This window comes from Erwinia sp. HDF1-3R, assembly GCF_039621855.1.
In the GTDB taxonomy this organism is placed as follows: domain Bacteria; phylum Pseudomonadota; class Gammaproteobacteria; order Enterobacterales; family Enterobacteriaceae; genus Erwinia.
Genome location: NZ_CP155071.1, coordinates 2,643,301 through 2,669,639, shown reverse-complemented (window position 1 = coordinate 2,669,639; position 26,339 = coordinate 2,643,301). Strand labels below are relative to the sequence as shown.

Sequence of the window (26,339 nt, the reverse complement as noted above, 5' to 3'; positions counted from 1 at the left end):
TTCCGCTGGCGGGTCATTTTTTTATATTTTTTCTGAATGAAAATGTTTTTAGTGATGGGCTTCGCAACCTCATAACGGAGAAGTAATCAAACTGGTACGCTGAGTTAAAATAATGTTAACAAACGCGACGAGCTGAGGGTGCGATGGAAAATATCACGTGTTCAGGAGGAACTTATTTGAACAAGATTTGGTTAAAACGCTATCCCGCCGATGTGCCTGCGGAGATCAGTGCCGATCGCTATACATCCCTTATTGACCTCTTTGAAGAGGCGGTAAAACGCTACGCCGATCAGCCCGCCTTTATCAATATGGGGCAGGTGATGACCTTTCGTAAGCTCGAGGAGCGCAGCCGGGCTTTTGCCGCCTGGCTACAGGAAGGGCTGGGGCTGAAACAGGGCGACAGGGTGGCGCTGATGATGCCGAACCTGCTGCAATATCCGATTGCCCTGTTTGGCATCCTGCGCGCAGGGATGGTGGTGGTTAACGTCAATCCCCTCTACACGCCGCGCGAGCTTGAGCACCAGCTTAACGACAGCGGTGCCAGCGCTATTGTGATTGTGTCGAACTTTGCCCATACGCTGGAAAAAGTGGTTGAGAAAACCCAGGTTAAACATGTGATCCTTACCCGCCTGGGCGATCAGCTTTCGCCCGCCAAAGGGACGCTGGTTAATTTTGTGGTCAAATACATCAAGCGTCTGGTGCCTAAATATCATCTTCCGGACGCTATCTCATTTCGCAGTGCGCTGCATAAAGGTTACCGGATGCAGTATGTGCGACCGGACATCGTTAACGACGATCTGGCCTTTCTGCAATATACCGGCGGCACCACCGGCGTTGCCAAAGGGGCGATGCTGAGCCACCGTAATATGCAGGCGAATCTGGAGCAAACCCGGGCAACCTATGGTTCTCTGCTGAAAGACGGGAAGGAAACGGTCGTCACCGCGCTGCCGCTTTACCATATATTTGCGCTTACGGTGAACTGCCTGTTGTTTATCGAGCTGGGCGGTGCAAACCTGTTAATCACCAATCCCCGGGATATTCCCGGACTGGTGCGGGAGCTGGCTAAAACGCGCTTCACCGCCATTACCGGGGTGAATACCCTGTTTAATGCGTTATTGAACGACAGTGATTTCCAAAAGCTGGATTTCTCCAGCCTGAGCTTGTCGGCAGGTGGGGGAATGTCAGTGCAGAAGGCGGTCGCCGAGCGCTGGGAGAAACTGACCGGACACTATTTGCTTGAGGGATACGGCCTGACCGAATGCGCGCCGCTGGTCTCTGTCAATCCCTACGATATTCGCTACCACAGCGGCAGTATCGGGCTGCCGGTGCCGTCAACGGACATCCGCCTGGTGGATGAGCAGGGTAATGAAGTCGCCGCAGGTGAAGCAGGTGAACTGTGCATCAAAGGCCCCCAGGTGATGCAGGGATACTGGCAGAAGCCGGAGGCCACCGATGAGGTGCTCAAAAATGGATGGCTTCACAGCGGAGATATTGTTACCGTTGACGCCGAAGGTTTTATCCGCATCGTCGATCGCAAGAAAGATATGATTCTGGTTTCAGGGTTTAACGTTTATCCTAATGAAATCGAAGATGTGCTGATGCTGCACCCAAAGGTCAGGGAAGCCGCCGCCGTCGGCGTGCCCAATGAGGCCGCGGGTGAAACGGTAAAAATCTGTGTGGTAAAAAAAGATCCCTCTCTTACCCAGGAGGAGCTGATTATCCACTGCAAAAAACATCTTACCGGGTATAAAATTCCCAAAATCGTCGAATTTCGCACTGAGCTGCCCAAGAGTAACGTGGGGAAAATCCTGCGGCGCGAACTCCGCGATGAGGCAATCAGGATAGCGAAAGCATCCTGACGAGGTGACAACACCGCCGATAAACGCTATCACGCCGGGTTTCCCGGCGTTTTTTTGTGATGACACTGAGGCGCAGAACGCCGCAGCGAGAGGATCGTTTTGAATTACACCATGATAACCACCAACGAGGCGCTGGCTGAACTTTGTCAGACTGCCCGTCAGTTCCCCGCGCTGGCGCTGGATACCGAATTCGTCCGGACCCGTACCTATTATCCCCGGCTGGGGCTGATTCAACTGTATGACGGGGAGCACATCGCGCTTATTGACCCTCTCCCTATTACCGAGTGGGCACCGTTTCGCGACCTGCTGCTTGACGAGGGTGTCATCAAGTTCCTGCATGCTGGCAGCGAAGACCTGGAAGTCTTTTTGCACGAGTATGGCGTTCTGCCCACGCCGATGATTGATACCCAAATACTTGCTGCCTTTACCGGACGCCCGATGTCCTGCGGCTTCGCCACGCTTGTTGAATCCTTTACCGGCATCGCACTGGATAAAAGTGAATCCCGCACCGACTGGATTGCGCGACCGCTGACGGAAAAGCAGTGCCAGTATGCCGCCGCCGATGTGTTCTATCTGCTGCCCATCGCCCACAAGCTGATGGCCGAAGCCGGGGCCGCCGGTAAGCTGGACGCTGCGCTTGATGAGTGTGGGCTGCTGTGCCGACGTCGACAGGTGGTGGTTGCGCCTGAAGAGGCTTACCGTGACATCACCAATGCCTGGCAGCTGCGTCCACGCCAGCTGGCGGCGCTGCGTTTGATGGCGGCCTGGCGGCTTGACATGGCTCGCGAAAAGGATATGGCGGTTAACTTTGTTGTGCGCGAGGAGAACCTGTGGAAGGTGGCGCGCTTTATGCCGGGGTCGCTGGGCGAACTCGATCACCTCGGTCTGGCCGGTCAGGAGATCCGTTTTCACGGCAGGGCATTGGTGGGCATGGTGGCGCAGGCAAATGCCTTTGATGACAGCGAGCTACCCGAGCCGATCGTTAACCTGATTGACAATCCTGCCTACAAAGCGGCATTCAAGGCGCTAAAATCGCTCGTGGTGGCGGCCGCTGAGCAACACGGCGTCAGCCAGGAACTGCTGGCTTCACGTCGTCAGATTAATCAGCTGTTAAGCTGGTACTGGAAAATAAAGCCGCAGGAAATAAGGCCAGAGCTGATTGATGGCTGGCGGGGACAGCTGTTAGGCAACGACATCATGGCGCTGCTGCAGGCTGAATACGCCTGATGGTTTCCCCTGCAACCCGCAGGGGAAAGCCATACGCTGATGCGGCTCATTTCGGGGCGTCTTCTGCCTCCGGGAGCGTCACGTTTAGCTCCAGAATCGAAATGTCGTCGTCTTTCTGATCCAGCTTCACGCTAAGCATCTCTGGATCGATCTTCACATACCTGCAGATGACTTCCAAAATATCCCTCTTCAGCTGTGGCAGATAGTGGGGCTCGCTATCGCCCCTCCTGCGTTCTGCCACGATAATCTGCAGCCGCTCCTTGGCTATATTGGCTGTGCTCTTTTTACGGGATAAAAAGAAATCGAGTAAGGCCATGGTTTATCCCCCAAACAGGCGTTTCAGGAAACCCTTCTTCTCTTCTTCAATGAAGCGGAAGGGGCGTTCTTCACCGAGAATACGGTCAACGGTATCGGCATAGGCTTTGCCCGCATCGGATTCAGCGTCAAGAATGACCGGCTCGCCCTGGTTGGAGGCACGCAGCACGGACTGATCTTCCGGGATAACGCCCGCCAGTGGAATACGCAGGATCTCCAGCACGTCTTCCATGCTCAGCATATCACCACGGTTAACGCGGCCCGGATTGTAACGGGTTAACAGCAGATGTTCTTTAATCGGATCCTGGCCGTTTTCTGCCCGACGGGATTTCGACGAGAGGATGCCCAGGATGCGGTCGGAGTCACGCACGGAGGAGACTTCAGGGTTGGTAGTAATAATGGCTTCATCGGCGAAGTAAAGCGCCATCAGCGCACCGGTTTCGATCCCGGCCGGGGAGTCACAGACGATAAAGTCGAAGTCCATTTTCCCGAGGTCATCCAGCACCTTCTCAACGCCTTCACGCGTTAGCGCGTCTTTATCACGGGTCTGCGAAGCAGGCAGAATAAAGAGTTTTTCGGTACGCTTATCCTTAATCAGAGCCTGATTCAGCGTAGCGTCACCCTGTATTACGTTCACAAAGTCGTACACTACGCGGCGCTCACAGCCCATAATCAGATCGAGATTACGCAGGCCGATATCAAAATCGATCACCACGGTTTTTTTACCTTTCTGGGCTAAACCGGTAGCGATGGCCGCGCTGGACGTGGTTTTTCCCACGCCTCCTTTACCCGAAGTAACTACAATAATGCGTGCCATATAATAATTTCCTTAAGAAAAGAAAGGGCTCGTGAGCCTGGCTCAGTTCAGTGTCTGTATAGTCAGCTCGCCATCTTTTAAACAAAGACGCGAGGCTTTTGCAAAAAATTCAGCAGGGATCTGGTCCATAATCCAGTATTCACCGGCGATGGAAACCAGCTCGGCTGATAAGCTGGTACAAAAAATCTGGCATTCACGATCGCCACTCGCACCGGCAAGGGCGCGACCACGCATCATGCCATAAATATGGATATTGCCATCAGCAATCAATTCCGCCCCGGCGCTAACGCTGCTGGTCACAATCAGATCGCTGTTTTTAGCGTAAATTTGCTGACCCGATCGGACCGGCGTATTAATTAATCGGGTTCTGACGGCGGCAGGTTCAGCGGCAGGCTGCGGGGCGGGAGGCTCAATAATCTCAGCGCTTCTTTGCTGCTCCTTGCCTTCCGACAGCAGCGGCAGACCTGCCCGGCTGATAACACGTTTTAACGACTCGTCTTTACAGCCGCTAACGCCAACGATATGCAATCCGGCGGAGGTAATCGCTTCCTGCATCTGTCGCCAGTTGACGTCGCGGGTTAATGAAGCCACGTTTAACACGACCGGCGCATTTTTCAAAAAGGCTGGCGCCTGATTGACTTTATCCTGAATCGCCTGACGAACCACGTCCGGATCGGCATGGTGCAGGTGAACAACTGACAGAGTAAAACTGCTGCCTTTTAACTCAATTGGCGTTTGTGACATCTGGCCCGGCTCAGTCCTGTTATTCAAATTCCCCAATCAGGCCAGCTGAACCGGCATTTAATCGTAATGGGGAAATATTCCGAAGTTCTGCAAGCATGTTATAGTTACTACTATATTCAGGCAAGGTGCCAGCCAGGTTAATTCGAGTAAAAAATATGTTTTGTGTGATCTACAGAAGTCCAAAGCGTGACCAGACTTATCTTTATGTTGAAAAAAAGGACGATTTCTCCCGCGTGCCGGAAGAACTGCTCAGGGGTTTTGGCAAGCCGCAAATGGCGATGATGCTGCCGCTTGATGGCAGTAAGCGTCTGGTCAATGCCAGCCTGGATAAGGTAAAAGCCAGTCTGCAAGAGCAGGGTTATTATTTACAAGTTCCCCCGCCGCTGGAAAGTTTGCTTAAGAGTCATCTGGAAACGGCGAAGAAGCCTAATTAAGAATCGTCTGCAATTATTCACCGCTACCGGTTTCGTCGTTCAGATTTAATTTGTGGCGGTGTCTGAATCCAAAAGGATGCCGCATGAAGACTCCCTCGCTCAGCACAATTATTCTCGCGCTTGCGCTGGCGGGATGCGCCAGTAAAAACAGCGCGGCCCCCACGCAGGCATCAGCGGCTCCTGCGCTGCCATCATCAGTTTCAGCCGGATCTGCTGTCACCCACGGCCACTTTCTTTCGTCCACGAGCAAAAGCACGCTGGCCACGGAAGGGCGCGATCCTGCCGAATTCCCGGCCTATGTGGCGCAGTTAAAAGATAAGGCAAGGCAGCAGGGTATCGACGATGCCACCCTCAATACCGCCTTTAACGGGGTACACTTTGTCGATCGCGCCATTTCAGCCGATCGCAATCAGCCTGAGAATAAAGTCACCCTCAGCGAGTACCTGGGGCGCGTATTAACGACGGCGAAGATTCAGCAGGCGCGCGACAGCTTGCAGCAATACCGGGCGCAGTTGGCCCCCGTAAGCCAGCGCTCGGGCGTGCAGCCAGAGTACATTGTCGCTCTGTGGGCGATGGAGAGTCATTTTGGCAACATTCAGGGTCGGGAAGAGGTGATCTCCGCGCTCTCCACGCTGGCGTTTGAAGGACGGCGCGAGGCCTTTTTCACCCGGGAGCTGATTGCGGCACTGCACATTATTCAGCAGCAGCATATTGCCCCCGGCGATCTGCAGGGCTCCTGGGCCGGTGCCATGGGGCAGAATCAGTTTATGCCCAGCTCATTTTTACGCTATGGCGCAGATGGCGATGGGGACGGCAGAATCGATATCTGGCACAACACGGCTGACGTCTTCGCGTCCACGGCTAATTATCTGGCCAAAGAGGGCTGGAAGGCGGGCGGAAGCTGGGGCCGGGAGGCCATCCTCCCGGTTGATTTCGTGCCGGAGATGGCGGGTCTGAAAGCAAACCAGGCGAAAACCGTCGGCGAGTGGCAGAAGCTGGGTGTACGGTTGACCCGCGAGGCTAATCTGCCTGATACGCAACAAAAAGCATGGATCATCATTCCCGAGGATTCACCCGTCAGGGCATTTATGGTGTATGACAACTTCCGTACCCTGCTGCGCTGGAATCGCTCCTGGTATTTTGCTATCAGCATTGGCATGATGGCCGATGCGATGTCTCAGTAACTGAACGGATGCCCGCTATGGGCTTTACCTCATTCAATCAGACAGGGGAAGGATATGTATCAGCATCATAACTGGCAGGGCGCGTTATTAGACTTTCCGGTAAGCAAAGTCGTTTGCGTAGGGAGCAACTACGCTAAGCACATTAAAGAGATGGGCAGTGCCACACCGACCGAACCCGTGCTGTTCATTAAGCCGGAAACGGCGATCTGCGACATCCGTCAGCCGCTGTCTATCCCGAAAGATTCAGGTGCCGTACATCATGAAGTGGAGCTGGCCGTGTTGATTGGCTCTACCCTGAAGCAGGCTTCGGAAGAGCACGTTGCAAAAGCCATTGCCGGCTACGGCGTGGCGCTTGACCTGACCCTGCGCGATATCCAGGCGGGCTGTAAAAAGGCCGGTCAGCCCTGGGAAAAAGCCAAGGGGTTCGATAATTCCTGCCCGCTGTCCGGCTTTATTCCGGTAAACGAATTTGATGCCGACCCGCAAAACGTCGATCTGCGGCTGGTGGTCAATGGCGAGGTGCGCCAGCAGGGGAATACCTCTGATATGATCCACCCCATTCTGCCGCTCATCGCCTTTATGAGCCGCTATTTCACGCTGCGCGCCGGGGATGTGATCCTTACCGGCACGCCTGAGGGCGTGGGCCCGATGGTTTCAGGCGACCGACTTGAAGTCTCACTCGGCGGCCACGGCATCGCGACGCGGGTGCTGTAAGGCTTGCAACTGAAGCCCGAACTGTTTATAAGGTGCGGGCTTTTTACTTAAACGGATACCACGATGACTGACACCCCTTTCTGGCAGCGTAAAACGCTGGAACAAATGAGCGATGAAGAGTGGGAATCCCTCTGTGATGGATGCGGTCAGTGCTGTCTGAATAAGCTGCAGGACGCCGACACCGATGAGATTTACTTCACTAACGTTGCCTGCAACCAGTTGAACATCAAAACCTGCCAGTGTCGCAATTACGAGCGCCGCTTCGAATATGAAGAGGATTGCATCAAACTGACGCGGGATAATCTGCCCACTTTTTCGTGGCTGCCGCCCAGCTGTGCCTATCGTGTACTGGCAGAAGGGAAAAATCTTCCTGTCTGGCATCCCCTGCGTACGGGGTCCAAAGCGGCGATGCACGCCGGGCGCATCTCCGTGCGGCATATCGCGGTCAGGGAGAGCGAAGTGACAGACTGGGAAGATCATATCATCAATAAACCGGGCAGGGGCTGAAGCCGCCCGCCGTCAGCCGCTCCGAATCTTTGCTATGCTTATCCTTATGTTTTACAGGTAAAAAGGATAAGTTACGTGATTCAACGCAGAGAATTCCTCGGCGCCAGCGGTGCCATGCTCGCCCTATCCCTGATAACGCCCTCTGCGGCCCGGAGTCAGCCCACCGGGCAGCCATTGCCTGCTGCGAAAGATAAGCCGCCACAGCTCACGCTCCGTGACATCACCATCGGACAGGGCAGTCCGAAAGTTATCGTGCCGACCACTGCCAGCCACCCGGCGGATGTTCTGACCTTTGTCGATAAAGTCGCATCCAGCCAGGATTTTCACGTGCTGGAACTCCGTCTGGATATGCTGGAGAACGCACTGGATGCGAACGCCATGGCCGCGCTAACGCACCAGGTACGCGACCGGCTCGGGAATAAGCTGCTGCTGCTGACGTTTCGTACCCAGGACGAAGGCGGCAAAAAAGCGGTCAGCGACGAGCAGTACGTACAGCTGTATCAACAGCTGCTGGCCGAAGGCACTGCTGACCTGATTGACGTTGAAATGTATCGCGATCGGACAAAAACCGATCCGCTAATCGCCCTGGCTCACGAGCGGGGGGTTAAGGTGATATTGTCTAACCATGAGCTAAAGTCCACTCCGGCGAAAGAGGAGATCGTCTCACGGCTGCGCGAACAGCAGGCGCGCGGGGCGGATATCCTCAAGCTGGCTGCGATGCCTGCCGACCCGGGAGATGTCCTGACGCTGCTAACGGCAACCTGGGAGATGCATCAGCATTACGCCCAGCGTCCGGTTCTGACGATGTCTATGGGCGACCTGGGTGTACTGACGCGGATGAGCGGAGAGCTGACCGGATCGGCGCTGACGTTCGCCATGGTCGGTGAAGCCTCTGCATCCGGTCAGGTTGCTCTGGAGGATTTAAGCAGCGTGCTGGGGATCGTGCATAAAAGCATGGGTTCCTGATACCTGCAGGGATAACGCCAGCGGAATCACCCGCTGGCGTTGGCAAGGGTACCGTTTCTGTCAGGACTGAGGCTGACCGACCGGGCCGCTGCCGCCTGGCGCGCCGGGTGGCTGCTGGCCGCTGGGTGGAGCCGGTGGGGCACTGTGGGTATTTTCTCCTCCCCACCACGCACAGCCGGAAAGCGCGGCGGCAGAGAAGGACAGAACCAGCATTAACGCGATGTTTTTCATAATATTCCTCTTCGATCAGACGTGTCATCTAAGCGTAGTCGCCGTAAGACAGTCCTTCAACCCTGGTCTCTGCCAGGGCGGGAGGTCAACAGGTGATAAAAAAACCCACCGGCGGTGGGTTGAGTAGCGGCAGAGCTAGCGAGAAAACAGATCCCGTCTTTTCGGTTTTAACGGCTGACCCACCAGCACGAGAATACCGACCAGCAGAAAGGCCGCAAAAATCCCAATCAGCCACTGCGGCATCCCAAGCGTAAGCAGGGCCCACTGATTCTGCGAACAGTCACCGCTGGCCACAAAAACGGAGGGCAGGATTTTGTCCAGCGGCAGCCACTGTGGAAAGCGGGCGGCAAAATCACAGGTCACAAACGGATTGGGATGAAGCTGAATCATCGTATGTTCCCAGGCCAGACGGACGCCCTCCCAGGCGCTGTAAATCCAGATAGCGATCGCTGCCAGACGCAGCGGCGTTGCTGGCGCGATGGCGCCGACAAGTCCTGCCGCCATTATCCCGAAAAGGGCGCAGCGTTCATAAATGCACATAACGCACGGTTTCAGCATCATGACGTGCTGAAAATAGAGTGCGACCATTTCCAGAGCAAAAGCAATAAAGGCCATCAAAAGCCAGGCGCCGCGCCCGCGGGAGCAGCTATTCAAATATCTCAACATAGTCAATCCATGTAATAGGTGTTGAACCGGCAGTGTAAACCAAAAGCGCCGGTTCACCAGCATGTTAGCGTAGAATTTCACCGAGAAATTGACCTGAGTGGGACTAATTCTTTCCGGAGAGTGCTATCTCAGAGCTTTCAGAGCCTGCTGATTACAGAGGTGCGAAAGTGGGAGTGACCTGCCCGCAACTTTTTTTATGTTTTGTTAGCGCCTCAGCGTTTTCGCAGCCTGCCCGTCTATGTGATGCCGGGAGCATCTGGTATGATGAGCACAATTTTGCAGTCATGAACGCAATGGAAACAAAACGCTATGGTCATTAAGGCGCAGAGCCCTGCCGGTTTCGCTGAAGAATATATTATTGAAAGCATCTGGAATAGTCGCTTTCCGCCTGGCTCAATTCTGCCGGCGGAAAGAGAGCTTTCGGAACTGATTGGCGTCACCCGTACGACATTACGGGAAGTGTTACAGCGACTTGCCCGCGATGGTTGGCTGACCATTCAGCATGGCAAACCGACCCGGGTGAACAATTTCTGGGAAACGTCCGGCTTAAGCATTCTTGAAACGCTGGCACGTCTGGATCACGACAGCGTTCCACAGCTGATAGATAACCTGCTGGCGGTGCGTACCAATATCTCCTCGATATTTATTCTTCGCGCGATTCGTACCTATCCGGATAAAGCTCTGGAGGTGCTGGAAACGGCCAGGGGCGTGGATGATAGAGCCGAAGCCTATACCGATCTTGATTACAGCATCTTCCGTGGTCTGGCCTTCGCCTCTGGCAATCCTATCTATGGGTTGATCCTGAACGGTCTGAAAGGGCTGTATACCCGCGTCGGGCGTCACTATTTTTCTAATCCTGAAGCGCGTAAGCTGGCCCAGGATTTCTACCAGAAGCTGAACGTTATCTGCCAGCAGCAGCAGTACGATATTATTGTGGATACCGTGCGCGACTATGGCCGCCGCAGCGGTGAGATTTGGCATAACATGCAGACCAGCATGCCGACGGATCTCCCCCCACAGCGTCGGTAATCAGAGGCAGATAAGCCTCTTTACGCAATCGTTCACCCTCAGGGCGATCCGCAGCGGAGTCAGATGACTGACTCCGCTTTTTTTATGTTTTAACGAGGTTAAAGCGGGGAAGTGCGCGGCGGGCAGCGATCGAGAATTTCAGTGCTGCCGTCGTCGTTCTGCTGCTCGAGATGAATATCAAAGCCCCAAAGACGGTGCACGTGCTTAAGCACCTCGCGACGGCTTTTATCCAGCGGCGCGCGGCTGTGCGGCACATAGCGCAGCGTCAGGGAGCGGTCGCCGCGCAGGTTAACGTCATACACCTGAATATTCGGCTCCAGATTACTCAGATTATACTGTGCTGACAGCTGCTGACGAATGGCCCGATAACCCGCTTCATCATGAATGGCGGCGATCTCCAGGAAATTGTTACGATCGTCATCCATTACCGTGAACAAACGGAAGTCGCGCATCACCTTCGGTGACAGGAACTGGCTGATAAAACTCTCGTCTTTAAATTCACGCATGGCAAAATGCAGGGTTTCCAGCCAGTCGCTGCCGGCAATATCCGGGAACCAGTAGCGATCTTCCTCCGTTGGCTCCTGACAGATACGCTTAATATCCTGGAACATTGCGAACCCCAGCGCGTAGGGGTTAATGCCGTTATACCACTGGCTGTTGTAGGGGGGCTGGTAAATGACGTTGGTATGGCTATGCAAAAACTCCAGCATGAAGCGTTCTGATACCTTACCTTCATCGTAAAGATGGTTAAGGATGGTGTAGTGCCAAAACGTTGCCCAGCCCTCATTCATCACCTGAGTCTGCTTCTGCGGGTAGAAATACTGGCTGACTTTACGCACGATACGCAGCACCTCGCGCTGCCATGACTCCAGCAGGGGGGCATTTTTCTCCATAAAGTAGAGCAGATTTTCCTGCGGCTCGGAGGGGTAGCGAGTTGCCGCCTGCTGGGATTCTTCCCGCTCGCGACGCGGCAGGGTGCGCCACAGCATATTAACCTGACTTTGCAGATACTCCTCGCGGCTTTGCTGTCTTGCCGTCTCCTCCTGCAGGGAGATTTTTTGCGGGCGCTTGTAGCGGTCAACGCCGTAGTTCATCAGGGCATGACAGGAATCAAGGAGCTTCTCGACTTCTTCCACGCCGTGGCGCTCTTCACACTGGCTGATATAGTTTCGGGCAAAAATCAGGTAGTCAACAATGGAGCTGGCGTCGGTCCAGCTGCGGAAAAGGTAGTTATTTTTGAAGAAGGAGTTGTGTCCGTAGCAGGCATGGGCAATGACCAGCGCCTGCATGGTGATGGTATTCTCCTCCATCAGATAGGCAATACAGGGATTCGAATTGATAACAATTTCATACGCCAGGCCCTGCTGGCCGTGTTTATAGCGCTGTTCGGTTTCAATAAACTTTTTACCGAATGACCAGTGAGCATAATTTATGGGCATGCCGACGCTGGAATAGGCATCCATCATCTGCTCAGAGGTGATCACTTCAATTTGATGTGGATAGGTTTCGAGCCGATAGAGTTTGGCTACGCGGTCAATCTCTGCCAGATAGTCATCCAGCAGGTCAAAAGTCCAGTCGGGTCCATCACTGAGTCGTTTGCTGTCCTTAATCGGATCGTCAAAGATAGTCGTCATAGCGTACCCCTTTTAAAAAACCGGTTTTCGACGTTACAACCTGTAGCGACAAAAGATCCGTTTTCCACCCGGCTACCAGAGCATAGATATACTCCTGCAAAACCGGAACGCAAGCCAATAACTCAATGATAGTTCACTCCCGGCGATCCTTCTGACGAATCCAAATGAATTATTTAGGACAAAATAGAGCGGATTATGAAATATCATTTTTAGGCAGCAGTAAATAAAGGTTCAGATGAAATAGCTGAAATTATATGCTGTTTATAAGGGAATGTTATGGGCAAATCATATTCTGCTGGGAAAGCGCAAAAAACGCCAATCCTCGATAATTTGCTGCTGATAATAGCTAACCTGCGGAATTAAACTCCGTATTTCATCGCGCTAACTCTTTTTATTACCGCTTAGAGTAAAAAAGATGTGAAATGTGTCAGCGTAATGTTAGATAAAGTGACGTAGCGTAATCGTTCGCAGCAGTCGCGTGAAGGCAGTTTAATCCTCTTTTTTTTAAACGGCGGTGGAGAGTTATGCGAGTTGTCATTCTGGGAGGCGGTGTGGTTGGCGTGGCCAGCGCCTGGTATCTGGCACAGGCCGGGCATGAGGTTACGATTATCGATCGGCAGGCCGGCGTGGCACAGGAAACCAGCGCGGCAAATGCCGGACAGATTTCACCCGGCTATGCGGCACCCTGGGCCGCGCCGGGCGTGCCGTTAAAGGCGATCAAATGGATGTTCCAGCGCCACGCGCCGCTGGCAATTCGTCCTGACGGCAGCCGCTTCCAGCTGGCCTGGATGTGGCAGATGCTTAAAAATTGTAATCTTGATCACTACCAGCAGAACAAAAGCCGCATGGTACGCATCGCTGAGTACAGCCGCGACTGCCTGAAAACGCTGCGCCAGCAGACGGGCATTGCCTATGAGGGCAGGCAGGGCGGTACGCTGCAACTGTTTCGCACCGCGCAGCAGTTCGAAAGCGCCACCAAAGATATTGCGGTACTGCGGGAAGCGGGCGTGCCTTATCAACTGCTTGAGGCGGCTCAACTGACCGACGCCGAGCCTGCACTCGCGGCCAGCCAGCACAAACTGACCGGCGGTCTGCGTCTGCCCAACGATGAAACCGGTGACTGCCAGCTCTTCACCCAGCGGCTGGCTGATATGGCCGCTGCTGCCGGCGTGACCTTTCGTTTCAACACCCCGATCGATGCTCTGCTACAGGAGGGGAACCGGATTACGGGCGTGAAGTGCGGCGCGGAAACGGTCGAGGCCGATGCGTACGTTGTGGCACTGGGGGCCTGGTCCAGAGGACTGCTGGAACAGACGGTCAGCGTGCCGGTTTATCCCCTTAAAGGGTACTCACTGACCCTTCCGGTCAGGGACCCGCAGGCCGCACCCATCTCTACCGTACTGGATGAAAGCTATAAGGTGGCCGTCACCCGCTTCGACAACCGCATTCGCGTTGGGGGGATGGCTGAAATTGTCGGTTATGACCTGTCCCTTCGTCCGGCGCGACGTGAAACGCTGGAAATGGTGGTCGGCGACCTTTTTCCTGGCGGAGGGGAAATCGCCCAGGCGTCATTCTGGAGCGGGCTGCGACCCATGACGCCTGACGGGACGCCAATTGTGGGGCGAACCCCGCTAAGCAATCTTTATCTCAATACTGGTCATGGAACGCTCGGTTGGACAATGGCATGCGGTTCGGGGCAGCTGCTTTCTGATATCATTTCGCGAAGGATACCCGCCATTGCCGCTGATGACCTGTCGGTAATGCGTTATCTGCCAGGATTCTACCCGACCGTTGGCCAGACGTTGCATGGTGCCAGCCGCTGATCGTTATCGTATCTGATTCAGGAGAAGTTATGTCTCGTCCGATTGTCGCCGCTATCGACACCAGCGCGCTGCGACATAACCTGGCGGTTGCCCGCCAGGCTGCCCCTCATTCCCGTCTCTGGTCGGTGGTGAAAGCCAACGCTTACGGACACGGTATCGATCGCGTTAGGGAAAGTCTTAACGAAACAGATGGATTTGCCCTGTTGGATCTTAATGAGGCGATTCTGCTGCGCGAGCGCGGCTGGAAAAAACCTATCCTGCTGCTGGAAGGGTTCTTTCATGCCAGCGAGCTTGAGATCCTCGATCGTTACCGGTTAACCACCAGTATTCACAGCAACTGGCAGATTCAGGCGCTGGCGAAGGCTAGGCTGTCAGCGCCGCTGGATATCTACCTCAAGATGAATAGCGGCATGAACCGGCTCGGCTTTCAGCCCGGCCAGGTCAACCAGACGTGGCAGTCGCTGCGGGCGCTGCAAAATGTCGGTGAGCTGACGCTGATGGCGCATTTTGCCGAAGCGGAAAGTCGCGAGGGGATAGTCGAACCGATGCGGCGTATCAATGCGGCAGCGGAAGGGCTGGACTGCCCCCGCTCGCTGGCGAACTCCGCCGCCACGCTCTGGCATCCCGAAACGCACTTTAACTGGGTGCGACCGGGTATTGTGCTTTACGGCGCCTCTCCCAGTGGTCGGTGGCATGACGTAGCCAGCAGCGGCCTGCGGCCTGCGATGACCCTGAGCAGTAAGATCATAGGCATTCAGACGTTAAAAAGTGGCGACGGCGTGGGCTATGGCGCCCGCTATCGTGCGGCTGGAGAACAGCGTATCGGCGTGGTGGCCTGCGGCTATGCGGACGGCTATCCGCGTCATGCACCGAGCGGGACACCGGTATGGGTTGACGGCGTGATGACCCACACGGTGGGGGCCATTTCAATGGATATGCTGACCCTTGACCTGACGCCCTGCCCGCAGGCGGGGATAGGCAGTCAGGTGGAACTGTGGGGTAACAACGTTAAAATTGATGAGGTGGCCTACGCTGCCGGCACGGTGGGCTATGAGCTAATGTGCGCACTGGCGCCGCGCGTGCCGGTCACGGTTATCTGAAGTTACAGCGCGGTCAGCGTACCGCGCACTTTTTTACTGTAGATCCACGCCAGTGCGATTAGCACCGCCCCTGCCAGCATCATCACGCCGAGGGCGGATTTCTCAGCAATCGGTAGCGCCATCACCAACAGGCCACCGCTCGCGCCGCCCGCCATTTGAATAAACCCCGCCAGCGCAGAGGCAACGCCAGCCTGCTGCCGATAAGGCTCCAGCGCGTAGCTGGTGGCCGGTCCGACGGTGAAAGCCAGGCCGGCTACCGCAACGGCCACCGGCAGCATATACAGCGCCCAGTGACTTTGCCAACCCGCGGGGAAAAGGGCGACCCCGGCAAACAGCAGAAGTGCACCGAGTGCCATCGCCATGCTGCCGATCATCAGGCAGACCGGGCGGCCCACTTTGCGGATCATCTTATTGACCAGTACGCTGACCAGCATAATCCAGAAGCCATTAGCGCCAAAGGCCACCGAGAACTGTAGCGCGGAAAGTTTTCCCTCGTTCATCAGCACCTGAGGGGCGAGAGAAACATAGGTAAGCACCATTCCCAGCGCACCGGCATTAGCGAAGGCAAAGGCCAGGAAGCGCGGCTGACGCAGGATCTGAGCGTATTGCTTAAGCGGCAGTCCCTTGACCGGCAGCGTGCCGGCGGGGCGGGTCTCCGGCAGGAAGAACAGCACCAGCACACCCACCGCCAGCGCATAGCAGGCTAAAAACCAGAAGGGCGCGCGCCAGCCAAAAGATTCAGCCAGAAAGCCGCCAAGCATCGGTGCCAGGGCCGGAACAATATTCAGCGCCCCATTAAGAAAGCCATAGGCTTTGGCGGCATCATCGCCATCCAGGCGATCGCGCACGCCGCTGAACGCGACCACGGCCGTACAGCAAACTGCGCAGCCCTGCACGACACGGGCGGTGAGAAACTGCGGCCAGCCGGCGGCGGTGGCAGCCAGAATGCTGCCAAGCAGGTAAAGCAGCAGGCCGATCAGGGCAATCGGCTTTCGGCCAAAGTTGTCGACCAGCGGCCCGGCGACAATCTGCCCGAGGCCCATGACCAGTAAAAAGAGGGGAATGGTGGTCTGCAGGGTACTCACCGGCGTGTTCAGGCCCTGAGCAATATCAGGCAGGGTGGGTAAATAGAGATCGATACCCAGCGGGGCCAGCAGGACCAGGCTAAGAAGAATCAGGGTGAATTTTTGCATCGTACGAGGCGACATCCGTTTGAAAGCCAGCCGCACAGGGTAGAGATTACGACAGGAAAAGGAAAGGGGGAGGCTGATAAAAATTAATCCTCTGGCAGAGGCCCATTAAACCCTTTGGCTCATGCCGACCTGAGCTAAATGACAAAGGTCGGCATAAACAGTTTGGCGCAGGCCGGGCTAAAACCTGTGTGGCCGGTGCCGCTTAGTAGGCACCATCCCGCCGTAAAACAACGCCTGCCGTTTTGAACATGATGGCCACATCCGTCCACAGCGCCCAGTTTTTTACGTACCAGGAATCGAAGTAAACCCGGGTGTCATAATCAACGTCATTACGGCCGCTTACCTGCCAGATGCCGGTCATCCCCGGTTTAGCCATCAGGTAATAGTCCACATCCCCCGCATAACGCGCCAGTTCTGCTTCGATCACCGGGCGTGGTCCCACCAGGCTCATTTCACCGCGAATGACATTCCACAGCTGCGGCAGCTCATCCAGACTGGTTTTACGCAGAAAGGCACCGATTTTGGTGATTCGTGGATCATTTTTAAGCTTGAAGTCTTTGTCCCACTCCGCGCGGGCTTCTTCACTGCTCGCTAACAGGGCATCAAGCACGTCTTTCGAGTTGGTGACCATTGAGCGGAACTTAAGGCATTTGAATTTCTTACCATGCTGACCGACGCGTTCATGGCCGTAAATGCGGGCGCCGCCATCACGGCCAACCATCCAGCAAATAAGCGCAAAAGCGGGCGCAAGAAACAGCAGTAGCAGCGAGGCGACCAGGATATCAAAGGTACGCTTAAGGAAGCGTGACGAGCGTTTAGCCAGATTATTACTGACCCGGAGAATAATCACCTCATGGCTGAAGATGTAGGACATGTCGGTGCCATAGAGCGGCACACCGCGCAGGGTAGGGATAACTGAGACTGACCGGCAGCGTTTTTTCGACAGTAGTTTCAGCCAGTCATCGCGCATCACCTGCTGTTCGTACTCCATTGCCACCACAAACTGGGTATTTTCCAAATCAACCCGATCCCAGACAATGTCTTTAGCGGTGATCACCGGCACGCCATTGAGCTTCTCAGCACCTTTGTGTCCCTGGCTGGCTACAAAGGCGATAACGTCATAGCCCAGCAGCTCCTCACTTTGCAGGGCGGCATAGGCTTCCCGCGCATTTTTCCCGGAGCCGATGATAATGGTCTGTTTTTGCCACTGACCCGCGTGGATGAGCACTCTCTTGGCGCACGCGCGCAGCAGGGGGAGCAGTATCAGTGCGTAAATCCAGGTGAAGCTCCACAGGGTGCGGGAAAAGTCCCATCTTGAAAACGCGATCAGCGCCAGATCGAGCAGAGAGAATACCACCAGCATTTTAATGATTTCATTCAGCTCAAACCAGAAGGGTTTGCGGTAGGTATAATGGCGCAGACGCATCCAGAACCCCGCGATACACACTACCGACATAACCAGCTGGGTAATAAAACGAATTTCAAGCTGCTGAGGGGGAATAAAAATATCTAAATTACCCCAAATGCCCTGCACGGTAGCAGCGGCTAAAAACAAGGCCAGATTAATGGAAATTAAATCTGAAAGGCTGAGCGCCACCTTGGCAATAATATTTTTTTGAGTACCGCTAAAAACCCGACGACCGTTATTAAGCACAAGAGTACTAGCCATAATAGCTGCTCTCTATTCATCATGAGGAATCAGTAACCTGACGAGGAACAAGCACGCGTTCAGGGGCGATGATACGGGTATTAACACCTTGAAATTAACTATTTTATCCTTGCGAAGGGCTGCTGCCAAAATCAGTTGTAATAAGGCAGCAGACATCTTCACGCTGTTTCAACCTGAAGCAGTAGTGAGAGTATGCAGCAGATATTTGCGTTAGTTAATACGGGAAATTCCTAAAAAAATGCTATTGGTGGCGCGGGAAATCAGGGGTGAAATTATTTAAACGAAGCGGGGGCAGAGTATTATCGCTTTTTCTTATGACAATAAAATAACAATTAACGATCGATTTTAAAAAAAATCCACCGCAGCGAAGAGTCGCTACGGTGAAGGGGCGGGTAGAATCAGGCAGGCTTTTTTAAAACCCATCGATCGTTTTCTTTGTCATAGTGACAAATGGCAAGATCAACCGGCTCGCCATCAATCCAGGCCGGTACACTGGTTTCTGTGTCCCAACCATCCAGCTGGTAGCTCAGACCGGGGTTGGTGTTGCAGGGAATGCTGACGGTATCAATATTTTCCGTATCCATATCGGCATCAACAATCTCATAGCGACCAATTTTAACGACGTGACCCATGGTAATCCTCCCTTTTGACAGAAACGAACTTTAAGCGTAGACGCTATCCGTCTCAAAAGGGATCGGATCAGGACTATTCTTTGTCTTCCGCCACCCTGACGCCCACGCGGCTTATCTCATTGGCTTCTTTTTCAGCCACGGTCCAGATCATGTTTTTCCACTCAACCTGATCGCCGACCACCGGTGCGCCACCAATCATACCGGCTATCAGATGCCCCAGTGACTGCTGGAGATTGATTTCATCCGTTAGCTCAATCCCGTAGATTTCAGCGATGTCCTGAAGGCGGGCGTCAGCCTGCAAAATAAAGTCGCCGAAGAAGCGCTGGTCCAGGGCTACCGGTGGCGACTGACTGAAAAGTTTACCCAGGGCAGGCAGATCGCGCTCGCGACCTATCACGCAGAGCACATCGCCCTCTTTCAGCCGGGTACTGCTGGTGGGGTGCAGCAGTAAATTGTCGCGAAACAGGGCGGCAATGCGCGTTTCGCGCGGCAGTTTCAGATCGCGCAGCGCAGCGCCCACGCACCATTTATCCGCCCCCAGCTGGTAAACGAATTGTTCCCAGGGGTTCTCAGGGTGAATATCCAGACCGACGCGAGAAATGGGGGAGGCGGTAGGTGGTACCACCACGCGGGCTTTCCGGGCCGCATAGCCCAGCGACGTGCCCTGAACCATCAGGGAGACCAGCACCACAAAGAAGGCGATATTAAAGAACAGGGAGGCGTGAGGCAGCCCCGCCATCATCGGGAAGACAGCGAGAATAATAGGCACGGCTCCGCGCAGCCCGACCCAGCTGATAAAGAAGCGTTCACGGGTCGTGAAGCCCCGAAACGGCAGCAGCCCGACAAAGATGGAAAGCGGTCTGGCAAACAGGATAAGCCACAGCGAAAGCAGCATAGCCGGTAGCGCAATATTCCACAGATCCTTAGGGTTAACCAGCAGGCCGAGCACCAGGAACATACCAATCTGGCTCAGCCAGGCCATACCATCAAACGTCTGCAAAATGCCGTGACGGTTGCGGATAGGGCGATTGCCCAGTAAAAAGCCGCACAGATAGACCGCAAGGATACCGCTTCCTTCCAGCATCGTCGTCAGGGCGAAGACCAGGATGCCGCCGCTGACCGCTAACAGCGGATAGAGGCCGCTGGCCAGCGACACGCGGTTGATCAGCTGTTGCAGCGCCCAGCCGCCGCCCAGTCCCAGTACGATACCCAGCCCGAACTGCTGGATCAGATGGACCACAAACATCCAGCTCAGCCCGGTTTGCCCCTGCTGTATCATCTCGATAAGCGTGATAGTCAGAAACACGGCCATGGGGTCATTGCTGCCGGACTCGATTTCCAGCGTGGCGCTGACGCGCTCGTTCAGCCCTTTTCCACCCAGCAGGGAGAATACGGCGGCGGCATCCGTCGAACCGATAATGGCACCGACCAGAAAGCCCTCAATCATATTCAGATTAAACAGCCAGGCGGCAGCCATACCGGTCAGGCCGGCGGTGATCAGCACGCCGACCGTTGCCAGCGAGAGCGCGGGGCCAAGTGCAACTTTAAATGAGCTGGCCTGGGTGCGCATGCCGCCATCCAGCAGGATGACCGCCAGCGCCAGATTACTGATCAGATAAGCTGCGGGGTAATTGTCAAAGGCAATGCCGCCGATTCCATCAACGCCCGCCAGCATGCCGAGCGCCAGGAAAATGACCAGAATGGGAATGCCAAGCTTTGACGAGAACGAACTCAGCAAAATGCTTGCGGCGACCAGCACGGAACCAATAATAAACAGACTGTAAATAGCGCTGGCTTCCAAAAGGCAATTCTCCTGTGTGGGTAAAGATGTGTTTTAACAGTGTGTTGTAAAACGACTCCAGCTGTCAAAATTTCTGAGGGTCCGCAGGGCGAAATAAGCGGAAATTACAGAGAAGGATAAAATAGCATACATTTTGCCATTACAAATGCCGCTGAGTGCCTATGATTAGTGTTGTATTTGCGGAATTGGACAAAAAAAAGCGCCAGGAGGACGATTTTTGCTGCCGATACTGTCATGTGGGGAGAGTGAACAGCCAGTAAACCTGTACTGGCTGGAAAGATCAGGCCTGAATTTAGTAGTTTTCTTCCGCCTGTTTGTGGAAAAGCTCACGAAATACCGGGTAAATATCCTCAGGTTCACGAATATGCTGAATGGCGAAGTTATCAAATCGGGCCTGGAGCTGCTCGTATTCGCGCCACAGGGTCTGATGCGCACGTCGGGTTATCTCGATATAACTGTAGTAGCGCACGACCGGCAGAATGTTTTTGGCCAGGATTTCATGGCACAGGGGTGAATCGTCTGCCCAGTTGTCACCATCCGATGCCTGGGCGGCATAAATATTCCACTGCGCCGGATCGTAACGCTCTTTCACCACCTCATCCATCAGCTTTAGCGCGCTGGAGACGATGGTGCCCCCGGTTTCCTGTGAGTAGAAGAACTCCTGTTCATCGACCTCTTTAGCCTGGGTATGATGACGTATATAGACCACGTCCACGTTTTTATAGGTACGGCTCAGGAACAGATAGAGCAGTATATAAAAGCGCTTGGCCATATCCTTCGTCGCCTGATCCATTGAACCGGAGACATCCATCAGGCAGAACATCACCGCCTGGCTGGAGGGTTCCGGACGTTTCTCGAAATTTTTAAAGCGGAGATCAAAGGTGTCAATAAAAGGCACCCGCTTAATACGCGCGCGCAGTTCGGCAATTTCATTGCGCAGGCGCTCCTCTTCCAGCAGCTGAGCAGGTTCAGAATTCTCTATCAGCTCCAGACTGGCTTCAAGCTCGCCGAGCATGCGACGCTTACCGGCGGTCATGGCAGTACGGCGCGCCAGCGAGTTTTGCAGCGAGCGCACGACGCTGATATTGGCGGGCACACCGTTGGACGTATAGCCCGCACGATGGACCTTGTATTCGTTAAGCTGGCGATGCTGATTTTTCTTCAGATTCGGCAGGGCCAAATCTTCAAACAGCAGGTCGAGGTACTCATCCTTTGAAATATTGAAAACAAAGTCGTCCTCGCCCTCACCATCCTGACCCGCCTGGCCCTGACCGCTGCCACCGCTCCCGCCCCCCTGCGGGCGCTCAACGCGGTCATTCTGCACAAAGTGATCGTTACCAGGGTGCACGCGATGACGCTGGCCGCCCCGGCCCTGATGGAAAATAGGTTCGTTGATATCACCCACGGGAATGGAAACGGATTCGCCGCTATCAACGTCGGTTACCGAACGCTTATTGATGGCCTCGGAGATCGACTGTTTGATTTGCGACTTGTAGCGGCGTAAAAAGCGCTGGCGATTCACCGCGCTCTTATTTTTGCCGTTAAGACGCCGATCGATAAAATAGGCCATAGCTCCCCCAAACAATGTTGCAAGCTGGGCCGGATGATTCCGGCCCGATTAATGCACTCTGCTGCTATCAGGACGATTTTCTGACCCGCAAATACCATTCGCACAGCAGGCGAACCTGCTTGCGGGTATAGCCTTTTTCCATCATTCGGTCGACAAAGTCGTCATGTTTTTTCTGCTCATCCGTGGACGTTTTGGCATTAAAGGAGATGACCGGCAGCAGCTCCTCGGTATTTGAGAACATTTTTTTCTCAATAACCGTGCGGAGTTTTTCATAGCTGGTCCAGTTTGGATTCCGGCCACTATTGTGCGCGCGGGCGCGCAGGACAAAGTTAACAATCTCGTTGCGGAAATCTTTTGGATTACTGATCCCGGCGGGTTTCTCGATTTTCTCCAGCTCAGCGTTTAATGACTCGCGGTCAAATAGCTGGCCGGTATCCGGATCGCGGTATTCCTGGTCCTGAATCCAGAAGTCTGCATAGGTCACGTAACGATCAAAAATGTTTTGACCATATTCAGAATAGGATTCCAGATAAGCTGTCTGGATCTCCTTACCAATAAACTCAGCGTATTTCGGGATCAGATAGCCTTTCAGGTGCTCAAGGTATTTCTCGGCAACATCCTGCGGGAACTGTTCACGTTCAATTTGCTGTTCCAGCACGTAGAAAAGATGTACCGGGTTCGCCGCCACTTCTGCGTGGTCAAAGTTAAACACGCGGGAGAGGATCTTAAAGGCGAAACGAGTCGAGAGACCGTTCATGCCTTCGTCGACGCCCGCGTAGTCACGGTACTCCTGATAGGATTTAGCTTTAGGATCGGTATCCTTCAGGCTTTCCCCATCATAAACCCGCATTTTAGAGTGCGTGCTGGAGTTCTCCGGCTCTTTCAGGCGCGAGAGGATACTGAATCTGGCCAGCGTCTCCAGCGTGCCGGGTGCGCAGGGAGCATGGCTCAGCTCACTGTGGTTCAGCAGCTTGTCATAAATTTTGATCTCTTCAGAGACGCGCAGGCAGTACGGCACTTTGACGATGTAAACGCGGTCAAGGAAGGCTTCATTATTCTTGTTATTACGGAAGGTCACCCACTCTGACTCATTCGAGTGCGCAAGAATAATGCCGTTGAACGGCAGGGCAGAGATACCCTCGGTGCCGTTATAGTTGCCCTCCTGGGTTGCCGTCAGCAGGGGATGCAGCACCTTGATCGGCGCTTTAAACATCTCGACGAACTCCATAATCCCCTGGTTTGCCCGACAGAGCGCACCGGAATAACCATACGCATCAGGGTCGTTCTGCGCGTGGTTCTCCAGCTTACGGATATCCACTTTACCGACCAGCGCGGAGATATCCTGATTGTTCTCGTCACCCGGCTCGGTTTTGGCAATGGCCAGCTGCTCAAGGATAGAAGGCCAAACCTTAACGACTCTGAAGCGGGAGATGTCGCCGCCGAATTCATGCAGGCGTTTTGCCGCCCACGGAGACATAATAGTGCCGAGATAGCGGCGCGGGACACCGTACTCTTTCTCAAGAATATGGGCATCCTCCTGCGGATTGAACAGGCAGAGTGGATGATCGTTAACCGGGCTTCGTTCGCCATCGGCGCTTAGCACATAGATAGGCACGCGCTGCATCAGCGACTTAAGTCGCTCGGCCAGTGAGGATTTACCGCCGCCTACCGGACCCAGCAGGTAGAGGATCTGTTTCTTCTCTTCCAGCCCCTGCGCGGCATGTTTCAGGTAAGAGACGATCTGTTCAATCGCTTCTTCCATGCCATAAAATTCTTCAAAAGCGGGGTAGCGCGCAACGACACGGTTAGAAAACAGTCGGGAAAGGCGTGGCTCCAGGGCAGTATCCACCATTACCGGCTCACCAATAGCCATTAACAGTCGTTCTGCCGCGTTGGCGTATGCACTGCGATCCTGCCGACAAACGGTCAGGAACTCCTGCAGAGTGAACTCTTCGTCCTTGGCAGCTTCATAACGCTGACGATAGTGATCGAATATATTCATAGCGATGCCCGTCCTTTCATTTTTAGCACAGGAACCAGGAGCCTAAGTGTGGTTAGCCCCTGAAGGAACTGATGAATGAGTACAGCAACCCTTATGCCAACCAGACATTTTTTTATCGGGATACACAAATCCTGGGGTCACTCTGCTCATTAAAACTAAGCGTCATCTATTAAAGCGTAGTTGGCATTCGTAAAATGTCCTGATGCCGCAAAGCTTTTCAATGATATTTCAATAACAAAGTTATAATCCAACTTAGCGACAACCTGAACTGGTGCGGTCTGTCGGGAATTTGTAAATTAGCCGCAGCAATTGATTCATGCTGATTCATGGCAAAAATTGATTCTGAGTGCTACAGGTTGTATTAGGATTTTAACTTACGCGGCAGAGATTGTTAAACTACCGTACTCGATTGTTATATTTATGGAACGAATTAATTGTGAACTATTTCAAAGTTAGCGCTGTGGCAGTCATTTTATCCTCATCTCTGGCAGCATCCCTTGCTCAGGCCAACCCCTTAACTCTCGGTGCCTCTGTCATCTACAGTCAGAGCCCGTATAAAGGGGGGCAGAACCGCTATTACCCTTTACCAATTATCAATTATGAAGGTGACAGCTTCTACGTTCGCAGCTTTCAGGCCGGGTATTATCTTTGGAATGACAAACAGGACCAGCTATCGCTGACCGTGCTGGGATCACCGGAAAATTTCAAAACCAGCGACACCGATAATAAACAGCTGAAAAAACTGGATAACCGCCATATGACCGCGATGGGCGGGCTTGCGTATCGTCACACCAGTGACTGGGGCATCGTACGCACCGTGGTCGCGGGCGATCTGCTGGATAACAGTAATGGCATTATCTGGGATCTGGCCTATCTTTATCGCTTCCAGATTGGCGATCTGAGCCTGACGCCGGGTATTGGTGCGCTGTACAGCAGTGAAAATCAAAATGACTACTACTATGGCGTCTCCAAACGCGAGTCGCGCCGTAGCGGACTTAGCAGCTATGACGCAGACGATAGCTGGAGCCCCTATCTGGAGCTGACCGCCGCATATGCGATTAATCAGAGCTGGAACGCATCGCTTTCAGGCCGCTATACCCGTCTGAGCAGCGAAGTGAAAGACAGCCCAATGGTCGACAATAACGCTCAGGTCATGCTGTGGACGGGCGTTAGCTACACGTTCTGATCGCCTGTTATCGCATCAAAAAAGGGCGCTCTGCGCCCTTTTGCATGATAGTCACCCCCAAAAGAGTGCAGGAGGTATGCATGAGCTCATCCGTAAACTTTTCAAAAGAGATAACCTTGCCTTCCATCGGCCAGGGAAGCTGGTATATGGGGGAAAATAGCGGCCAGCGTAAATCAGAGGTCGCTGCCCTGCAGCACGGACTCGAACTGGGTCTTAGCGTAATCGACACGGCTGAAATGTACGCAGACGGCGGAGCAGAGGAAGTGGTCGGCGAAGCATTGCAGGGAAGAAGGGACAAGGCCTGGCTGGTCTCAAAAGTTTATCCCTGGAATGCCGGGGCCGGGAGTGCCATTGAAGCCTGCGATCGCAGCCTGCGTCGGCTGAAAACGGATTATCTCGACCTCTATCTTCTTCACTGGCCTGGCAGCATCCCGCTGGAGGAAACCATCACCGCCATGCAGCAACTCCAGCAGGCGGGTAAAATCCGGCACTGGGGCGTATCCAATTTCGATAAGAGTGATCTACAGGACCTGCTGACAGAAGAAGGGGGCTTGGGCTGCGCGGCTAACCAGGTGCTTTACCACCTGGCCTCGCGCGGAATTGAGTACGATCTTCTGCCTGCGTGCCAGCAGCGCGGCATTCCGGTGATGGCCTACTGCCCGCTGGCGCAGGCGGGGCGTCTGCGTCACGATTTGATGAATAACGGCGTGCTTGCGGAGATTGCACAGCAAAAGCGCATCAGTGTAGCCCAGCTGCTGCTGGCCTGGGTTATTCGCCAGCAGGGCGTCATGGCTATTCCCAAAGCAGGATCGGTGCAACACGTTGACGAGAATGCGGCTGCGTTGAAGGTGGTGCTGAACAGGGAGGAGCTGGCGCTGATGGACCAGGCCTTTCCACCGCCCACCGGGAAGGTCGCGCTCGACGTCGTCTAAGCCGAGCCAGCGCAGGGTCGCGCCTGGCGGCATTCAAACCCGATCGGGTGCAAGGTAAGGCAGTAAGGGATTAAAGCCTGGTCAGGCGGTAACTTTTTTACCGC

The 26,339-nt window shown here is 54.2% G+C and carries 24 protein-coding genes; 12 read left to right on the top strand and 12 right to left on the bottom strand.

Going from position 1 to position 26,339, the window contains the following annotated elements; translation table 11 throughout:
• Positions 1-176: 176 nt before the first annotated feature.
• A complete protein-coding gene (fadD, locus tag AAGR22_RS12180) occupies positions 177-1,859 on the top strand; it encodes a long-chain-fatty-acid--CoA ligase FadD (RefSeq protein ID WP_345827731.1) in 1,683 nt (560 codons plus the stop codon).
• A gap of 111 nt (positions 1,860-1,970) precedes the next feature.
• Positions 1,971-3,086: a ribonuclease D gene (rnd, locus tag AAGR22_RS12175; RefSeq protein ID WP_345831589.1), complete on the top strand. Its 1,116-nt coding sequence runs from the start codon at positions 1,971-1,973 to the stop codon at positions 3,084-3,086.
• Between the two features lie 46 nt (positions 3,087-3,132).
• Here rnd and minE read toward each other — a convergent pair whose 3' ends face one another.
• The 3 genes from minE to minC are packed head-to-tail and all read right to left on the bottom strand — an operon-like array spanning position 3,133 to position 4,962.
• Positions 3,133-3,402, bottom strand: coding sequence for a cell division topological specificity factor MinE (minE, locus tag AAGR22_RS12170; protein ID WP_067701294.1), 270 nt, complete (start codon positions 3,400-3,402; stop codon positions 3,133-3,135).
• 3 nt (positions 3,403-3,405) lie between these two features.
• Positions 3,406-4,218, bottom strand: coding sequence for a septum site-determining protein MinD (minD, locus tag AAGR22_RS12165; RefSeq protein ID WP_067701297.1), 813 nt, complete (start codon positions 4,216-4,218; stop codon positions 3,406-3,408).
• Positions 4,219-4,260: 42 nt separating this feature from the next.
• The gene (gene minC / locus AAGR22_RS12160; protein ID WP_067701299.1) at positions 4,261-4,962 is read right to left on the bottom strand and encodes a septum site-determining protein MinC; all 702 of its coding nucleotides are present in this window, start codon (positions 4,960-4,962) and stop codon (positions 4,261-4,263) included.
• Between the two features lie 155 nt (positions 4,963-5,117).
• Here minC and AAGR22_RS12155 point away from each other — a divergent pair, with 155 nt between their 5' ends.
• The 5 genes from AAGR22_RS12155 to aroD all read left to right on the top strand — a co-directional run bounded on the left by AAGR22_RS12155 (position 5,118) and on the right by aroD (position 8,767).
• The gene (locus AAGR22_RS12155) at positions 5,118-5,396 is read left to right on the top strand and encodes a YcgL domain-containing protein (protein ID WP_067701302.1); all 279 of its coding nucleotides are present in this window, start codon (positions 5,118-5,120) and stop codon (positions 5,394-5,396) included.
• An 83-nt stretch (positions 5,397-5,479) separates the two neighbouring features.
• Positions 5,480-6,580: a lytic murein transglycosylase gene (locus AAGR22_RS12150; RefSeq protein WP_345827728.1), complete on the top strand. Its 1,101-nt coding sequence runs from the start codon at positions 5,480-5,482 to the stop codon at positions 6,578-6,580.
• Positions 6,581-6,634: 54 nt separating this feature from the next.
• A complete protein-coding gene (locus tag AAGR22_RS12145) occupies positions 6,635-7,294 on the top strand; it encodes a fumarylacetoacetate hydrolase family protein (RefSeq protein ID WP_067701308.1) in 660 nt (219 codons plus the stop codon).
• Positions 7,295-7,357: 63 nt separating this feature from the next.
• Positions 7,358-7,801: a YcgN family cysteine cluster protein gene (locus tag AAGR22_RS12140; RefSeq protein WP_067701311.1), complete on the top strand. Its 444-nt coding sequence runs from the start codon at positions 7,358-7,360 to the stop codon at positions 7,799-7,801.
• A gap of 75 nt (positions 7,802-7,876) precedes the next feature.
• Positions 7,877-8,767: a type I 3-dehydroquinate dehydratase gene (gene aroD, locus AAGR22_RS12135; protein WP_345827727.1), complete on the top strand. Its 891-nt coding sequence runs from the start codon at positions 7,877-7,879 to the stop codon at positions 8,765-8,767.
• Positions 8,768-8,827: 60 nt separating this feature from the next.
• Here aroD and AAGR22_RS12130 read toward each other — a convergent pair whose 3' ends face one another.
• Both AAGR22_RS12130 and dsbB read right to left on the bottom strand, forming a co-directional pair.
• Entirely contained in the window at positions 8,828-8,998 is a 171-nt protein-coding gene (locus AAGR22_RS12130; protein ID WP_156484920.1) for a hypothetical protein, read from the bottom strand.
• Between the two features lie 135 nt (positions 8,999-9,133).
• Positions 9,134-9,664, bottom strand: coding sequence for a disulfide bond formation protein DsbB (gene dsbB / locus AAGR22_RS12125; protein ID WP_345827726.1), 531 nt, complete (start codon positions 9,662-9,664; stop codon positions 9,134-9,136).
• A 309-nt stretch (positions 9,665-9,973) separates the two neighbouring features.
• Here dsbB and fadR point away from each other — a divergent pair, with 309 nt between their 5' ends.
• Positions 9,974-10,693 carry a fatty acid metabolism transcriptional regulator FadR gene (gene fadR, locus AAGR22_RS12120; protein WP_345827725.1) on the top strand — a complete coding sequence of 240 codons (720 nt, stop codon included), beginning with the start codon at positions 9,974-9,976 and terminating at the stop codon, positions 10,691-10,693.
• A 98-nt stretch (positions 10,694-10,791) separates the two neighbouring features.
• Here fadR and AAGR22_RS12115 read toward each other — a convergent pair whose 3' ends face one another.
• On the bottom strand, positions 10,792-12,327 hold the full coding sequence (locus AAGR22_RS12115; RefSeq protein WP_345827724.1) for a SpoVR family protein: 1,536 nt from the start codon (positions 12,325-12,327) through the stop codon (positions 10,792-10,794).
• Positions 12,328-12,851: 524 nt separating this feature from the next.
• Between AAGR22_RS12115 and AAGR22_RS12110 the strand changes: the two genes are divergently transcribed.
• Both AAGR22_RS12110 and dadX read left to right on the top strand, forming a co-directional pair.
• Entirely contained in the window at positions 12,852-14,150 is a 1,299-nt protein-coding gene (locus AAGR22_RS12110; RefSeq protein WP_345827723.1) for a D-amino acid dehydrogenase, read from the top strand.
• 29 nt (positions 14,151-14,179) lie between these two features.
• Positions 14,180-15,250: a catabolic alanine racemase DadX gene (gene dadX, locus AAGR22_RS12105; protein ID WP_345827722.1), complete on the top strand. Its 1,071-nt coding sequence runs from the start codon at positions 14,180-14,182 to the stop codon at positions 15,248-15,250.
• Between the two features lie 2 nt (positions 15,251-15,252).
• Here the strand turns inward: dadX and AAGR22_RS12100 are convergent, their stop codons facing one another.
• From AAGR22_RS12100 to yeaG, 6 genes are all read right to left on the bottom strand, one after another.
• A complete protein-coding gene (locus AAGR22_RS12100) occupies positions 15,253-16,443 on the bottom strand; it encodes a multidrug effflux MFS transporter (RefSeq protein WP_067701328.1) in 1,191 nt (396 codons plus the stop codon).
• 202 nt (positions 16,444-16,645) lie between these two features.
• Positions 16,646-18,112 (bottom strand): undecaprenyl-phosphate galactose phosphotransferase WbaP, encoded by a 1,467-nt coding sequence (gene wbaP, locus AAGR22_RS12095; RefSeq protein ID WP_067701331.1) that lies wholly within the window; start codon positions 18,110-18,112, stop codon positions 16,646-16,648.
• 398 nt (positions 18,113-18,510) lie between these two features.
• Complete coding sequence (locus AAGR22_RS12090) at positions 18,511-18,744, bottom strand: DUF1480 family protein (RefSeq protein WP_067701334.1); 234 nt, start codon at positions 18,742-18,744, stop codon at positions 18,511-18,513.
• Positions 18,745-18,817: 73 nt separating this feature from the next.
• Positions 18,818-20,545, bottom strand: coding sequence for a potassium/proton antiporter (locus tag AAGR22_RS12085; RefSeq protein WP_067701337.1), 1,728 nt, complete (start codon positions 20,543-20,545; stop codon positions 18,818-18,820).
• A gap of 292 nt (positions 20,546-20,837) precedes the next feature.
• Complete coding sequence (locus AAGR22_RS12080; protein WP_345827721.1) at positions 20,838-22,115, bottom strand: YeaH/YhbH family protein; 1,278 nt, start codon at positions 22,113-22,115, stop codon at positions 20,838-20,840.
• 67 nt (positions 22,116-22,182) lie between these two features.
• Complete coding sequence (gene yeaG / locus AAGR22_RS12075; RefSeq protein ID WP_067701343.1) at positions 22,183-24,117, bottom strand: protein kinase YeaG; 1,935 nt, start codon at positions 24,115-24,117, stop codon at positions 22,183-22,185.
• A gap of 436 nt (positions 24,118-24,553) precedes the next feature.
• Here yeaG and AAGR22_RS12070 point away from each other — a divergent pair, with 436 nt between their 5' ends.
• Both AAGR22_RS12070 and AAGR22_RS12065 read left to right on the top strand, forming a co-directional pair.
• Positions 24,554-25,303: a MipA/OmpV family protein gene (locus tag AAGR22_RS12070; RefSeq protein ID WP_067701347.1), complete on the top strand. Its 750-nt coding sequence runs from the start codon at positions 24,554-24,556 to the stop codon at positions 25,301-25,303.
• 80 nt (positions 25,304-25,383) lie between these two features.
• Positions 25,384-26,235 carry an aldo/keto reductase gene (locus AAGR22_RS12065; protein ID WP_345827718.1) on the top strand — a complete coding sequence of 284 codons (852 nt, stop codon included), beginning with the start codon at positions 25,384-25,386 and terminating at the stop codon, positions 26,233-26,235.
• Positions 26,236-26,339 lie beyond the last annotated feature (104 nt).

Coding starts and splice junctions, on each gene's coding strand:
- rnd (WP_345831589.1), top strand. CDS start 1,971: ATGATAACCACCAACGAGGCGCTGGCTGAACTTTGTCAGACTGCCCGT.
- minE (WP_067701294.1), bottom strand. CDS start 3,402: ATGGCCTTACTCGATTTCTTTTTATCCCGTAAAAAGAGCACAGCCAAT.
- minD (WP_067701297.1), bottom strand. CDS start 4,218: ATGGCACGCATTATTGTAGTTACTTCGGGTAAAGGAGGCGTGGGAAAA.
- minC (WP_067701299.1), bottom strand. CDS start 4,962: ATGTCACAAACGCCAATTGAGTTAAAAGGCAGCAGTTTTACTCTGTCA.
- AAGR22_RS12155 (WP_067701302.1), top strand. CDS start 5,118: ATGTTTTGTGTGATCTACAGAAGTCCAAAGCGTGACCAGACTTATCTT.
- AAGR22_RS12150 (WP_345827728.1), top strand. CDS start 5,480: ATGAAGACTCCCTCGCTCAGCACAATTATTCTCGCGCTTGCGCTGGCG.
- AAGR22_RS12145 (WP_067701308.1), top strand. CDS start 6,635: ATGTATCAGCATCATAACTGGCAGGGCGCGTTATTAGACTTTCCGGTA.
- AAGR22_RS12140 (WP_067701311.1), top strand. CDS start 7,358: ATGACTGACACCCCTTTCTGGCAGCGTAAAACGCTGGAACAAATGAGC.
- AAGR22_RS12130 (WP_156484920.1), bottom strand. CDS start 8,998: ATGAAAAACATCGCGTTAATGCTGGTTCTGTCCTTCTCTGCCGCCGCG.
- dsbB (WP_345827726.1), bottom strand. CDS start 9,664: ATGTTGAGATATTTGAATAGCTGCTCCCGCGGGCGCGGCGCCTGGCTT.
- fadR (WP_345827725.1), top strand. CDS start 9,974: ATGGTCATTAAGGCGCAGAGCCCTGCCGGTTTCGCTGAAGAATATATT.
- AAGR22_RS12115 (WP_345827724.1), bottom strand. CDS start 12,327: ATGACGACTATCTTTGACGATCCGATTAAGGACAGCAAACGACTCAGT.
- AAGR22_RS12110 (WP_345827723.1), top strand. CDS start 12,852: ATGCGAGTTGTCATTCTGGGAGGCGGTGTGGTTGGCGTGGCCAGCGCC.
- dadX (WP_345827722.1), top strand. CDS start 14,180: ATGTCTCGTCCGATTGTCGCCGCTATCGACACCAGCGCGCTGCGACAT.
- AAGR22_RS12100 (WP_067701328.1), bottom strand. CDS start 16,443: ATGCAAAAATTCACCCTGATTCTTCTTAGCCTGGTCCTGCTGGCCCCG.
- wbaP (WP_067701331.1), bottom strand. CDS start 18,112: ATGGCTAGTACTCTTGTGCTTAATAACGGTCGTCGGGTTTTTAGCGGT.
- AAGR22_RS12090 (WP_067701334.1), bottom strand. CDS start 18,744: ATGGGTCACGTCGTTAAAATTGGTCGCTATGAGATTGTTGATGCCGAT.
- AAGR22_RS12080 (WP_345827721.1), bottom strand. CDS start 22,115: ATGGCCTATTTTATCGATCGGCGTCTTAACGGCAAAAATAAGAGCGCG.
- yeaG (WP_067701343.1), bottom strand. CDS start 24,117: ATGAATATATTCGATCACTATCGTCAGCGTTATGAAGCTGCCAAGGAC.
- AAGR22_RS12065 (WP_345827718.1), top strand. CDS start 25,384: ATGAGCTCATCCGTAAACTTTTCAAAAGAGATAACCTTGCCTTCCATC.